The sequence below is a fragment of the Comamonas nitrativorans genome (assembly GCF_042654765.1).
GTDB classification, from domain to species: domain Bacteria; phylum Pseudomonadota; class Gammaproteobacteria; order Burkholderiales; family Burkholderiaceae_C; genus Comamonas; species Comamonas nitrativorans.
On the sequence record NZ_JBHSEW010000014.1, the window covers coordinates 1 to 12,326 of the forward strand.

The 12,326-nt window shown below is 64.6% G+C and carries 10 protein-coding genes, 1 tRNA gene and 1 pseudogene; 8 read left to right on the forward strand and 4 right to left on the reverse strand.

All coding sequences use genetic code 11. From position 1 onward, the window contains the following. Window positions 1-118: pseudogene (locus ACFO3A_RS13740) on the forward strand (IS5/IS1182 family transposase); the annotation flags it as partial. Between the two features lie 60 nt (window positions 119-178). Here the strand turns inward: ACFO3A_RS13740 and hpnE are convergent. From hpnE to ACFO3A_RS13755, 3 genes are read right to left on the reverse strand one after another with little or no spacing between them, the layout of a single operon-like run. Continuing rightward, window positions 179-1,444, reverse strand: coding sequence for a hydroxysqualene dehydroxylase HpnE (gene hpnE, locus ACFO3A_RS13745; RefSeq protein WP_377727446.1), 1,266 nt, complete (start codon window positions 1,442-1,444; stop codon window positions 179-181). Then, window positions 1,441-2,283: a presqualene diphosphate synthase HpnD gene (gene hpnD, locus ACFO3A_RS13750; protein ID WP_377727448.1), complete on the reverse strand. Its 843-nt coding sequence runs from the start codon at window positions 2,281-2,283 to the stop codon at window positions 1,441-1,443. Before hpnD ends, hpnE begins: the two co-directional genes overlap by 4 nt. A gap of 15 nt (window positions 2,284-2,298) precedes the next feature. Continuing rightward, entirely contained in the window at window positions 2,299-2,988 is a 690-nt protein-coding gene (locus ACFO3A_RS13755; RefSeq protein WP_377727450.1) for a DUF3334 family protein, read from the reverse strand. A gap of 310 nt (window positions 2,989-3,298) precedes the next feature. Between ACFO3A_RS13755 and ACFO3A_RS13760 the strand changes: the two genes are divergently transcribed. Next, on the forward strand, window positions 3,299-3,679 hold the full coding sequence (locus tag ACFO3A_RS13760) for a CidA/LrgA family protein (protein WP_377727549.1): 381 nt from the start codon (window positions 3,299-3,301) through the stop codon (window positions 3,677-3,679). Then, window positions 3,679-4,395: an LrgB family protein gene (locus ACFO3A_RS13765; protein WP_377727454.1), complete on the forward strand. Its 717-nt coding sequence runs from the start codon at window positions 3,679-3,681 to the stop codon at window positions 4,393-4,395. Before ACFO3A_RS13760 ends, ACFO3A_RS13765 begins: the two co-directional genes overlap by 1 nt. 394 nt (window positions 4,396-4,789) lie before the next feature. On the opposite strand, the gene hpnC is transcribed toward ACFO3A_RS13765, so the two are convergent. Then, complete coding sequence (gene hpnC / locus ACFO3A_RS13770; protein WP_377727458.1) at window positions 4,790-5,647, reverse strand: squalene synthase HpnC; 858 nt, start codon at window positions 5,645-5,647, stop codon at window positions 4,790-4,792. Between the two features lie 71 nt (window positions 5,648-5,718). On the opposite strand from hpnC, the gene ACFO3A_RS13775 reads away from it, so the two are divergent. The 5 genes from ACFO3A_RS13775 to clpP all read left to right on the forward strand — a co-directional run bounded on the left by ACFO3A_RS13775 (window position 5,719) and on the right by clpP (window position 12,300). Then, on the forward strand, window positions 5,719-6,846 hold the full coding sequence (locus ACFO3A_RS13775) for an efflux RND transporter periplasmic adaptor subunit (protein ID WP_377727461.1): 1,128 nt from the start codon (window positions 5,719-5,721) through the stop codon (window positions 6,844-6,846). Next, window positions 6,843-10,019 (forward strand): efflux RND transporter permease subunit, encoded by a 3,177-nt coding sequence (locus tag ACFO3A_RS13780; RefSeq protein WP_377727463.1) that lies wholly within the window; start codon window positions 6,843-6,845, stop codon window positions 10,017-10,019. Before ACFO3A_RS13775 ends, ACFO3A_RS13780 begins: the two co-directional genes overlap by 4 nt. Before the next feature lie 94 nt (window positions 10,020-10,113). Continuing rightward, window positions 10,114-10,200, forward strand: a tRNA-Leu gene (locus ACFO3A_RS13785). A 79-nt stretch (window positions 10,201-10,279) separates the two neighbouring features. Further along, window positions 10,280-11,593, forward strand: coding sequence for a trigger factor (gene tig, locus ACFO3A_RS13790; RefSeq protein ID WP_377727465.1), 1,314 nt, complete (start codon window positions 10,280-10,282; stop codon window positions 11,591-11,593). A gap of 98 nt (window positions 11,594-11,691) precedes the next feature. Further along, on the forward strand, window positions 11,692-12,300 hold the full coding sequence (clpP, locus tag ACFO3A_RS13795) for an ATP-dependent Clp endopeptidase proteolytic subunit ClpP (RefSeq protein ID WP_377727468.1): 609 nt from the start codon (window positions 11,692-11,694) through the stop codon (window positions 12,298-12,300). Window positions 12,301-12,326: the final 26 nt, after the last annotated feature.

The window sequence follows — 12,326 nt, forward strand, 5'->3', positions numbered from 1 at the left end:
CAGCTTTGCGTGGCTGGAGAAGAACCGCAGGCTATGGAAGAACTGCGAGCGCTGGCTCAATACCAGCTTGCAGTTCGTCCACTTGGCGTTTCTGGCACTGCTACTCAGGAGATCGTAAACACGTTCTTAGTGTTTTTGGTCTGAAATCCTTATGTGGAAAGCGCTAATAACTATTCTTTTAGTAGTTGGCTGCGGTGGCTGTGCCGCTGAGTACCGCCCCTTCCAGCGTGGCGGGGTAGGGACCTTCCACATAGTCGCCGCAGGCCGACAGCCCCGGCAGCACCCGCATCGGCGGCCTGTGCAGCCCCGGCGTGCAGGCGAAGGTGGCACGCTTTTCCACCACGGTCTGCACCAGCGTCAAGGCCGGCAGGGCGAGTTGCGTGGCGGCCTGCGCCAGCACCTGTTGCTCCACCTCGGCGCGGTCGCCCTGGCTGGTGCTGACCACGAAGGCCAGCAGCCCGTGGATGCCGTCGAGTTGGCCCCGGTCGAATACGAACTGCGCGGGGTGCTGCGCCGTGCTGCGCAGCGCCAGCATGGGCCGGGGCAGGTATGCGCCGCTGGCGTGGGCATAGACGGTGGTGATGGCGCCAAAGCGCAGGTCGTCGGCCACGGCGCTCCACTGCGGTGCGATGTCCGCAACGAGGCGGCTGGCCTCCCACGGCGGGCAGGCGAGGGTGACGTGGTGGAAGGTGCCGCCGCTGCTGTCGTCAAGCTGCCAACCCTCTGCCCGCTGCACGAGTTGTTGCACGCGCTGGCCGGGGACGACCTTGCCGCCCTGGCGGGCCAGCCACTGCGCGGCGGCCTGGGGGAACAACGCGCCCAGGTCGGTGCGCGGCAGCAGCAGGTTGGAGCCGCCGCGCCCGCTGAACAGGCTGTCGCGCAGCACGCGCAAAAACACCTGCCCGCTGGCCTCGTGCGCCGGGGTGTTCAGGGCCGATACGCACAGCGGGTCGATGAACTCGGCCAGCAGGCGCGGCGTGAGGGCGGCGCACACATCGGCCACCGAAGCGTGCGGCGTGCAGCGAAAGCCCGCCACCCGCCATGCCGCCGCCGCGCGTAGCAGCGCCAGCTTGTCGCGCCAGCCCCAGCCCCGGGCGCGGGCAATGCCCAGCAGGGCATCCCACGGCGGGGGCAGGTCGGGCAGTTGTAGACCCTGCCCGTCGGGAAAGCACAGCGCCAGCGGCAGGCGCAGCAGGGCCGCATCCGCGTCCACCAGCCGCATCAGGCGCAGGCTCTCGGCATAGGCACCGATGAGGATGTGCTGGCCGTTGTCCAGCGTGACGGGCGTACCGTCCGGCAGCGTTGCCTGCACGGCCCGCGCCCTGCCGCCTACGGTGCGGGCCGCCTCGAACACGGTGACCTGCCGCCCGGCTTGCGCATGTGCGACGGCGGCGGCCATGCCCGCCCAGCCTGCGCCGATGACGGCAACCTTCTGCACGCTCACATCCGGCCCAGGGCCTGCATCTTCCAGGCCAGCCAGAGCTTGCGCAGCGGCGTCAGGCCGATGCGCTGGTGCAGCACCTGGAACTGGCTGGCCTCGATCTCGCGCAGCAGGGTGCGGTAGATGCTGGCCATCATCAGCCCGGGCTTTTGCGTGCGCTTGTCGGCGGCGGGCAGCAGGGCCAGCGCCTCGTCGTACAGCCGGTGGGCGCGTTCGGCCTGGAACTGCATCAGCGCGATGAAGCGTTCGGAGTACTGGCGGTCGAGGATTTCGCTGGCCTTGACGTCGAAGCGCTGCAACTCCTGAATCGGCAGGTAGATGCGCCCGCGCAGGGCGTCCTCGCCCACGTCGCGCAGGATGTTGGTCAGTTGCAGGGCCAGCCCGAGCCGGTGCGCGTAGGCGGTGGTGGCCTGCTGCGTCTGGCCGAAAATTTTGGCGGCGACTTCGCCCACGACACCGGCGACCAGGTGGCAGTAGCGTTGCAGCCCGGCAAAGTCGGTATAGCGGCTGTAGGCCAGGTCCATTTCGCAGCCTTCGATGATGGCGTGCAGGTGCTGCGCCTGGATGCCGTAGGCGCCGGTGTGCGGCATCAGCGCCTGCAGCACCGGATGGCTGGGGTTGCCCGCGAAGGCGGCGCTCACTTCCTGGCGCCACCATTGCAGCTTGCGGGTGGCGACTTCGGCGTCGTGCACCTCGTCGACGACATCGTCCACTTCGCGGCAAAAGGCGTAGAAGGCGGTGATGGCCTGGCGCCTGGGCTGCGGCAGGAACATGAAGGCGTAATAAAAACTGCTGCCCGAGGCAGCAGCTTTTTGCTGAACGTAGGTTTCGGGAGTCGTCATTGCTGGGGCAGGTACTTACATGCCAAGGGATTTGAGCAGGGCGGCGGTTTCGTCGTCGTCCCCGGCGGCGGCAGCGTTCTTGGGGGCGGGGCTGTCTTGTCCGGCCTGCGCCATGATGGCGTCGGGATCGAGTTCTTCGGCGGCGTCGAAGTCGTGCAGCTTGATGAACTCGGTGCTGTCCACGGCCAGCTCCAGGTAGAAGATGTTGCCGCCGGCGGTGTAGAAGGTCACGCGCCGCGCCTCGGGGTTGTCCAGGTTGGCGTCCACGCTCAGCTGCACCTGCTTGTTCAGCACCAGCATCTTGGGCTGGTTCTGCGTGATGTGGGTCTGCATTTCGCGGCGCACCTTGCCGGTGAAGTCGCCCACCACCTGGTTCATCAGCTCGCCCATGACGTTGCTCACCTCGTCCGAGGTGTGCGAGCTGGCCAGGTCGTCCTTGCTCAGGCCCATGTTGAGCAGGTAGCTGCGGTACAGCTCCATCGCCGCATCGGCGGAAAAATTGATGATGACCAGCCCGGAAAAACCGCCGTCGAACAGCACGAAGCAGCCGATGTCGGGTTTGAGATAGGTTTTCTTGATGCGCTGCACCATCGCCGAATACTGCACCTGGCTGTTGGTGGCGACGCTGAGGACGCGGGTGACGGAGCTGCACAGGCTGACCAGAAGGTCGTTGGTGCCCAGGGTGTTGTCGGTGGTGATGGTCATGCGGTTTTCCTGAAAAAGGCAGGGCCGATTATCGGCGGGACGTGGCCGCTGGAACTTCTGGGGGTGTTGACCTGGGGCTAACCCTGGGTTTGTCCCCGGAATCTCTGTGCAACTTTGTGGATAACTCGGTATTTTTCCAGATTTGTGTGCATAAGCCATTGTTTTTGCAAATCGCTGCCAGGCTTGCCTAGAAAGCAGGCAGCAGAAGCCGGGCCGGGGATTGCGGATTAGGCCGCGCTGCCTGTGCCGCTGTCCGTGCCCGCCTAGACTGGCGCCCTTTTTTTGCTTTTTCAAGTTGAAGGGGATGCCTGTGCTGTATGCCGTGCTGGCCTTGTTCGTGTTGCAGTGGGTGGGGGAGGTGCTGGTGCAGTTGCTGGGCCTGCCCCTGCCGGGCGCCCTGGTGGGCGCTTTGCTGCTGCTGGTGGGGCTGCTGGCGCTGGGGCGCTTGCCCAGGGAGCTGGAGCAGACGGCCGGGGCGCTGTTGCAGAACATGATGCTGCTGTTCATCCCCATCGTGGCGGGCGTGATGCTGCACTTCGAGCGCATCGCCAGCGAGTGGCTGCCGTTCATCGCCTCGGGCATCGGCGGCGCGGTGCTGACGCTGGTCGTCACCGCCCTGGTCTTTCGGCACATGCTGGCCCGCACCGGGCAGCAGGCCCAGGCCGGCACGGATACCCCGGAGCAGCCGTGATGGAGCGTTTCCTGACTGTCCTGGGCCAGGGCAGCCTGCCCTGGCTGGCGCTGACCGTGGGCGCTTACCTGCTGGGGGTGCATGTCTACAAGCGCAGCAACTTCCATCCGCTGCTGGTGCCGGTGTTTACCGCCGTGGCGCTGGTGGTGGCGGTGCTGCTGGCCACCGGCACGCCGTATGCCCGCTACCGCGAGGGGGTGCAGTGGCTCACCTTTCTGATCGGCCCGGCCACGGTGGCGCTGGGCGTGCCGCTATACAGCCAGCGCCAGCGCATCGTGGCGCTGTGGCGGCCCATCTCGGTGGCGCTGCTGGTGGGCTGCGTGGTCGGGCTGGTCGGCGCCATGGGCATCGGCTGGGCGCTGGGCGGGAGTTGGGAGACGCTGGTGTCCCTGGCGCCCAAGTCCGCCACCATTCCAATTGCGCTGCCGATGGCCGAGCGCTTCGGCGGGGAGCCGTCGCTGGCAGCGGTGGCCGTGGCGGTGACGGGGGTGGCCGGGGTGATGCTGAGCGTCGCCTGCATGCGGCTGCTGCGGATCACCGACCCGGCGGTGCATGGCTTTGCGCTGGGGCTGACGGCCCATGCCATCGGCACGGCGCGGGGCTTGCAGATTCATCCGACGATGGGGGCGTTTGCGGCGCTGGCGATGGGGTTGAATGGGGTGGCTACGGCGGTGGCGATGCCGTTGGTGGTGGTTTTGTTTGAGTGGTTGCGTTAGGGCGGTTCTGCATCGTGCAGATGCTTCTCTGGGTATCTATAAAAAAATAGCTGGTTCCGCTGGTGAATAAATGGTTTCAGGTGTTTTTGTATCTGAATTCCTTTGTTTTCAAGCGGTGGCAGCTATTCTTAATTCTTGTTTGCTTGATTTTGGTTCTGCTGGCCGGGACTCGCCCCGGCGGGCGACCTCCTTTCTTGCACGCGCAAGAAAGGAGGCAAAGAAGGCGTGCTGCGCAGCTTTGCGCCGTGGAACTCGCTTTGCGCCCTTTGGGCGCTGCGCTCGGGCAGCCACGGCGGGTCAGACTGGATGCGGCTTGCCGGTTCTTGGGGCTGCGCTCTGACGGATGCGCTGTGAGGCTGGGCCTTTTCGCTTGCTGCGCAGCTTCAAGGGGGGGCTACATCTGGATGGCTTGCCAGAGCATGGGGGGGAAGTCGCGTTTTTTCAGGGTTTGCCGGGTGTGCAGGTTGCCGCCTTGCTGGGTGCGCAGCTTGCGCAGGATGGTCAGGCCGCCTTGCACGACCAGTCGCAGCTCCCAGCCGATGCGGCCGGGGAGCTGGTGAACCAGCGGCAGGCCGGCCTGCATCGTTGCGTCGGCCCAGTCGGCGCTGTCGGCGATCAGGTGCCGGATGGATGGTGTCACTTCGCCGGCCAGCAAGTCCTGGCGGGTGACGCCAAAGCGGGCGCAGTCGGCCTCGGTCAGGTAGAAGCGCCCGCGTGGCAGGTCCTGGCTCAGGTCTTGCCAGAAGTTGATGAGCTGCAAGGCGGTGCAGATGGCGTCGCTGCGCTCCAGCGCCTGCGCGTCTGCCATGCCGTACAGGTGCAGCAGCAGGCGCCCCACGGGGTTGGCGGAGCGACGGCAGTAGTCCAGCAGTTCGGCGCGGTCGGCGTAGCCGGCGCTACTGGCGGTTTTTTGCACGTCCTGGACAAAGGCGCTGAGCAGGTCGTCCAGCAGCGGCACGGGCAACTGGTGGGTGTGGATGGCCTGTTGCAGCGGCAGGAATACGCTGCGCCAGCGGGGGCCCGTGGTCCAACCCTGGGCGCAGGCGTGCAGGTCCTGGCGGTAGGCGGCCAGGTCGGCCAGGCGCTGGGCCGGTGCGGCGTCGCCCTCGTCGGCCAGATCGTCGGCGGTGCGGGCAAAGGCATAGATGGCGGCAATCGGCGGGCGCAGCCGGGGCGGGCAGAGCCAGGAGGCGACGGGAAAATTCTCGTAATGGGTGGCGGCCAGCGCCTGGGCAGAAGCTAGAGTGTTCACTGTCGCATTGTCGCTTGACAAGCCGGGCGGGGCCTCCTAGATTGCCGCGCGATTTTGAAATGTGAGTTGCCATGAATTTTTTACCTCCCTTGCGCCCCCTGGCGGCAGCGGTTTTCTTATGTCTGCTGGTCGGCGGCTGCTCGCGCCAGCCGGTGGCGCCGGAGCCGGTGCGCTCGGTCAAGCTGCTGCAAGTGCAGTTGCACGGCACGCAGCCGCAGCGCGTGTATGCCGCAGACATCCGCGCCCGCACGGAGGCACATCTGGGCTTTCGGGTGGCGGGCAAGCTGTTGCAGCGCAACGTGGAGCTGGGGCAGACCGTGCAGGCGGGCCAGGTGCTGGCGCAGCTCGATGCCCAGGATTACGCCCTGGGCGCACAGGCAGCGCAGGCCCAGGTGCAGGCCGCGCAAACCCAAAGGGATTTGGCGCAGGCTGACTGGCAGCGCTTTTCGGCCCTGCAGTCCGAAGGCTTCATCAGCCCGGTGGAGCTGGACCGCCGCCGCGCCAGCCTGCAAGCGGCCCAGGCCCAGTTGCAGCAGGCCCAGGCCCAGGCCACGGTGCAAGGCAACCAAAGCGGCTATACCCGGCTGCGCACCGAGGCCGCCGGGGTGGTCACGGGCGTGCATGCCGAGCCTGGGCAGGTGGTGGCCGCCGGCACCCCGGTGGTGACGGTGGCGCTGGATGGCCCCCGCGATGCCGTGTTTGCCGTGCCGGAAGACGTGCGCGGCCAGCTGGCCCTGGGGCAGGCGGTGCAGGTGCAGCTTTGGGGCAGCGATCGGATGCTGCCCGGTACGGTGCGGGAGGTGGCGGCCAGCGCAGACCCCGTGACGCGCACCTTCCTGGCCAAGGTGGCGCTGTCCGAGCCGGCGCCTGCCCTGGGGGCGACGGCGCAAGTCCACGTGCCCGCAGCGGCGGGCGCTGCGCAGGATGCCGCTGCAAGCGTGCTGCTCTTGCCGACCAGCGCGGTCTGGCAGCAGACCCAGGGCGGGGCGGCGGTGTGGCTGTTTGATGCAGACAGTTCCACCGTGCGTGCCCAGCCGGTGGAGCTGGGTGCGGTGCAGGGCAATGCCTTCATCGTGCGCAGCGGGCTGACGCCCGGCCAGCAGGTGGTGGCTGCCGGCACCCATGTGCTGGCGCAGGGGCAGAAAGTCACGGTGTACCAGGGCAAGGGCCAGACCAAGGGCGCAGGAGCGCAGCCATGAGCGCCGCGCCCGAGGAACCCCGCCGGCGCTTCAATATCTCGCGCTGGGCGCTGGAACATATTCCGCTGACCCGCTATTTGATGGTCGTGATCCTGGTGCTGGGGGCGCTGGCCTACTTCCAGCTGGGCCAGGACGAAGACCCGCCATTCACCTTCCGCGCGATGGTGGTGAGTACCTACTGGCCAGGATCGACGGCCCAGCAGATGGCCGAGCAGGTGACGGACAAGGTGGAGCGGGTGCTGCAGGAGGTGCCCTACGCGGACAAGATTTCCAGCTATTCCAAACCCGGCGAGTCGCACGTCATCTTCCAGCTGCGCGATACCTCGCGCCCCGGGGATGTGCAGCAGTTGTGGTACACGGTGCGCAAGAAGATCGGCGACATCCGCTACACCCTGCCCCAGGGCGTGCAGGGGCCGTTTTTCAACGATGAATTCGGCGATGTCTACGGCGTGATCTACGCCCTGAGCGGCGACGGCTTCACCCCGGCAGAACTGAAAGACCTGGCCGATGACGTGCGCCAGCAGTTGCTGCGCGTCAAGGACGTGGCCAAGGTCGAACTGTTCGGCGTGCAGGACGAAAAGCTGTACGTCGAGATTTCCCAGAAACGCCTGGCCCAGATGGGGCTGGACATGCAGCAGGTCATCGGCCAGCTCAACCAGCAAAATGCGGTGGAGGGCGCGGGCGTCATCACCACCGACCTGGAGCAGGTGCAGTTGCGCGTGGGCGGGCAATTCGATGCCGTGGAGGATTTGCGGGCCTTGCCGCTGCGCGGCCCGACCGGGCGGCAGTTCCAGCTGGGCGACATTGCCCAGGTTACGCGCGGCTATGCCGATCCGGCCCGGGTCAAGGTGCGCTTCCAGGGCCAGCAGGTGGTGGCTCTGGGTGTTTCCATGACCAAGGGGGGCGACATCATCGCCCTGGGCAAGGCCTTGCACCAGGCTGCCGATGCGATTGCGGCCCGTCTGCCCGCCGGGGTGGAGCTGAAGAACGTGCAGGACCAGCCCCAGGCCGTGTCGGCCTCGGTGAACGAGTTTATCCAGGTGCTGATCGAAGCCGTGGTGGTGGTGCTGGCGGTGAGCTTCATCAGCCTGGGCCTGCATACCCGCAAGGATGCGCCCGTGTGGTGGCGGCGCTGGTACATCGACCCGCGCCCGGGGCTGGTGGTGGGGGTGACGATTCCCCTGGTGCTGGCGGCCACCTTTCTGGCCATGTGGTACTGGAACATCGGGCTGCACAAGGTGTCCCTGGGGTCGCTCATCATCGCCCTGGGCCTGCTGGTGGATGACGCCATCATTGCCGTGGAGATGATGGTGCGCAAGATGGAGGAAGGGCATGACAAGATGCGCTCGGCCACCTTTGCCTACGAGATCACCGCCATCCCCATGCTGACCGGCACCCTGATCACGGCGGCGGGTTTCCTGCCCATCGGCATTGCCAAGTCCATGACGGGGGAATACACCTTTGCGATTTTTGCCGTGACGGTGATCGCGCTGGTACTCAGCTGGCTGGCGTCGGTGTATTTCGTACCCTACCTGGGCATGCTCTTTTTGAAGGAGCGTGCGCCACATGTGACAGAAGGGTTTGCACCGCATCCGCACGAGGTTTTCGATACGCCGTTCTACAACCGTTTCCGCCGTCTGGTGTATTCCTGCGTGGAACACCGCTGGCGCACCATCGGCGCCACCGCGCTGATCTTTGCGCTGGGACTGGTGGGCATGACGCAGGTGCAGCAGCAGTTCTTCCCGGACTCCAGCCGCCCGGAAATCATGGTGGACGTGTGGTTCCCCGAGGGCACGGCCCTGGCCTATAACGAATCGGTGGTGCAGGAGATGGAAACGGCATTCGCTGCCATGCCCGGTGTCGAGAGCGTGACAGCCTGGGTCGGCTCCGGGCTGCCGCGCTTTTACCTGCCGATGGACCAGATCTTTCCGCAGCCCAATGTCTCGCAATTCGTGTTGATGACGTCCGGCCTGAAGGCCCGCAAAGCCTTGCAGGAACAATTGCCGCAGGCGCTGGCGCAGCAGTTTCCGCAGGCGCGGGCGCGGGTCAAGCTGCTCTCCAACGGACCGCCCGTGCCGTATCCGGTGCAGTTCCGGGTCATGGGCAGCGACCCGCAACAACTGCGTTTGCTGGGCGATGAGGTCAAGCAGGTGCTGCGCGAGCATCCCGACATGCGGGGCGTGAACGACAACTGGAACGAGTCCGTCAAGGCCGTGCAGATGGATGTGGACCAGACCAAGGCCCGGGCCCTGGGCGTGAGCAGCCAGTCGATTGCCCAGTCCAGCAAGATTTTGTTCAGCGGCACCACGATCGGCCAGTACCGCGAGGGGGACAAGCTCATTGACATCATGCTGCGCCAGCCTGCGCAGGAGCGCAGCCGGATCGACGACGTCGAGCAGGCGTATGTGCCCACGGCAACCGGCAGGGCCATTCCCCTGACGCAGATCGCCCAGCCCGCCTTGACCTGGGAGCCGGGCGTGCTGTGGCGCTACGGGCGCGAATACGCCATTACCGTGCAGGGCGATGTGCGTGCCGGCATGCAGGGCGCAACGGTGACGAACGCGCTGCTGCCGCAGTTGCGGGCAATGGAGCAGCGCTGGCAGGCCGAAGGCAGGCAGGGCTACCGCATCGAAGTGGCCGGCGCAGTGGAGGAAAGCGCCAAAGGGGCGGTTGCCATTGCCGCAGGGCTGCCGGTCATGCTGTTCTTCGTCTTTACCCTGCTGATGCTGCAACTGCACAGCTTCAGCCGCGCCGTGCTGGTGTTTCTGACGGGGCCGCTGGGTATCGCCGGGGTGGCTGCCGCCCTGCTGCTGCTGGATCGCCCCTTCGGCTTCGTCGCCCTGCTGGGGGTGGTGGCGCTGATGGGGATGATCCAGCGCAACTCGGTGATCCTGATCGACCAGATCGAAACCGACCGCGCCTGTGGCGTGCCAACCTGGGATGCCATTGTCGAAGCCGCCGTGCGGCGTTTGCGCCCGATTGCCCTGACCGCCGCCGCCGCCGTGCTGGCCATGATTCCGCTGTCGCGCAGCGTATTCTGGGGGCCGATGGCCGTGGCCATCATGGGGGGGCTGATTCTGGCCACGGTGCTGACGCTGCTGACGCTGCCGGCGATGTACGCGGCCTGGTTCCGGGTACAGCGTCCGGAAACGGCAGCCGGGCATGAAAAATGATGGTATCAACCCAAGCCGTTTTGTTTTCCCAGTTAGAATAGCCGGTTGATCAGTGGGAAAAAGCAGTAGAAATACATGCTTTCATCCTTCTGAGGCGCGGGTGGCGAAATTGGTAGACGCACCAGGTTTAGGTCCTGACGCCAGCAATGGTGTGGGGGTTCGAGTCCCCCCCCGCGCACCATCTAAAGACTTTGTGATGCCGGTGCAAGCTGGGGTTTGCAGCCGGCATGGTTTTATTCCTCCAAGATTTAGGAACCACCATGGCTGTAACTGTTGAAACTCTGGAAAAACTGGAGCGCAAGATCACCTTGAGTCTGCCGCTGCAGAGCATTCAATCGGAAGTGGATGCCCGCCTGAAGAAAGTGGCACGTACCGTCAAGATGGACGGCTTTCGTCCCGGCAAGGTGCCGATGAGCGTGGTTGCCCAGCGCTATGGCTACTCGGTGCAATACGAAGTCCTTAACGACAAGGTCGGCGAGGCTTTTGCCCAGGCCGTGCAGGAAATCGGTTTGCGTGTTGCCGGTCAGCCCCGTATCTCGGAAAAAGAAGGTTCAGCTGCTGAAGGCCATGCCGAATTTGATGCCATCTTCGAAGTCTTCCCCGAAGTGACCCTGGGCGATCTGACTGTCGCTGAAGTGGAAAAGCTCTCCGCTGAAGTGGACGAAGCTGCCATTGACAAGACCCTGGACATCCTGCGCAAGCAGCGCCGTACGTTTGCCCAGCGTCCGGCCGAGGAAGCCGCGATTGATGGTGACCGCGTGACCGTGGACTTCGAAGGCAAGATCGATGGCGAGCCCTTTGCTGGCGGCAAGGCCGATGACTTCCAGTTCCTGGTGGGCGAAGGCCAGATGCTCAAGGAATTCGAGGATGCCGTGCGCGGCATGAAGGTTGGGGAATCCAAAACCTTCCCCCTGGCTTTCCCCGAGGATTACCACGGCAAGGACGTTGCCGGCAAAACCGCCGACTTCCTCGTGACCGTAAAGAAAATCGAAGCGGCCAACCTGCCCGAAGTGGATGAAGCCTTGGTCAAGTCCCTGGGTATCGAAGCCGGTACGGTTGAAGCCCTGCGTGCCGACATCAAGAAAAACCTTGAACGCGAGGTGAAGTTCCGTCTGCAGGCTCGCAACAAGCAGGCGGTGATGGATGCCCTGATTTCCGTGGCCGAGCTGGATTTGCCCAATGCTGTGGTGCAGGCTGAAGTGCAGCGCCTGCTCGAAGGTGCCCGTGCCGATTTGAAACAGCGCGGCATCAAGGATGCAGACAGCGCCGACATTCCTCTGGACATCTTCCTGCCTCAGGCAGAGCGTCGTGTGCGCCTGGGCCTGGTGGTGGCCGAGCTGGTCAAGGCCAATAACCTGGAAGCCACACCCGAGCAGCTCAAGGCCCACGTGGACGAGTTGGCTGCCTCCTACGAGAAGCCTGAAGAGGTGGTGCGCTGGTACTTCGGCAACCGCCAACGCTTGGCTGAGGTGGAAGCCATCGTGGTGGAAAACAACGTTACCGACTTCGTGTTGGGCAAAGCCAAGATCAATGACAAGCAGGTTTCTTTTGAAGAGCTGATGGGTCAGGCTTGACCGTCTTGGTTGGATATGGGCTGTTTTAGCCTGGTTCAGGGGCTTGTGCTTTGAGGCATAGGCCCCATTTCATTTACTGGCGAAAATTTGGAGAAGACATGAGCGCATTGGATACACAGGGTTTGGGCATGATCCCCATGGTCATCGAGCAGTCGGGTCGTGGCGAGCGCTCTTACGATATTTATTCGCGTTTGCTCAAGGAACGGGTCATTTTCCTCGTCGGGCCGGTGAACGATCAAACGGCCAACCTGGTCGTTGCCCAGTTGTTGTTCCTTGAAAGCGAGAACCCCGAGAAGGACATTTCCTTCTACATCAACAGCCCTGGTGGTTCGGTCAGCGCCGGCATGGCGATCTTTGACACCATGAACTTCATCAAGCCGGACGTTTCCACACTGTGCTGCGGCATGGCCGCCAGCATGGGGGCATTTCTGCTGGCCTCGGGGGCCAAGGGCAAGCGCTTTGCACTGCCCAATGCCCAGGTGATGATCCACCAGCCGCTGGGTGGCACACAGGGGCAGGCGACGGAGATTGAAATCCATGCCCGTGAAATCCTCAAGACCCGCGAGCGGTTGAACAAAATTCTGGCAGAGCGCACCGGACAGTCCCTGGAAAAGATCCAGCACGACACCGAGCGCGACTACTTCCTGTCGGCCCTGGAAGCCCAGGAATACGGTCTGGTCGATCAGGTGATCGACAAGCGTCCGTAAGTTGGCGGTTCTTGCACTGCTGCGGC

Excerpts from the sequence above, each read along its gene's own strand:
- hpnD (WP_377727448.1), bottom strand. The coding sequence starts at position 2,283 with ATGACGACTCCCGAAACCTACGTTCAGCAAAAAGCTGCTGCCTCGGGC.
- ACFO3A_RS13755 (WP_377727450.1), bottom strand. The coding sequence starts at position 2,988 with ATGACCATCACCACCGACAACACCCTGGGCACCAACGACCTTCTGGTC.
- ACFO3A_RS13765 (WP_377727454.1), top strand. The coding sequence starts at position 3,679 with ATGGAGCGTTTCCTGACTGTCCTGGGCCAGGGCAGCCTGCCCTGGCTG.
- ACFO3A_RS13775 (WP_377727461.1), top strand. The coding sequence starts at position 5,719 with ATGAATTTTTTACCTCCCTTGCGCCCCCTGGCGGCAGCGGTTTTCTTA.
- ACFO3A_RS13780 (WP_377727463.1), top strand. The coding sequence starts at position 6,843 with ATGAGCGCCGCGCCCGAGGAACCCCGCCGGCGCTTCAATATCTCGCGC.
- tig (WP_377727465.1), top strand. The coding sequence starts at position 10,280 with ATGGCTGTAACTGTTGAAACTCTGGAAAAACTGGAGCGCAAGATCACC.
- clpP (WP_377727468.1), top strand. The coding sequence starts at position 11,692 with ATGAGCGCATTGGATACACAGGGTTTGGGCATGATCCCCATGGTCATC.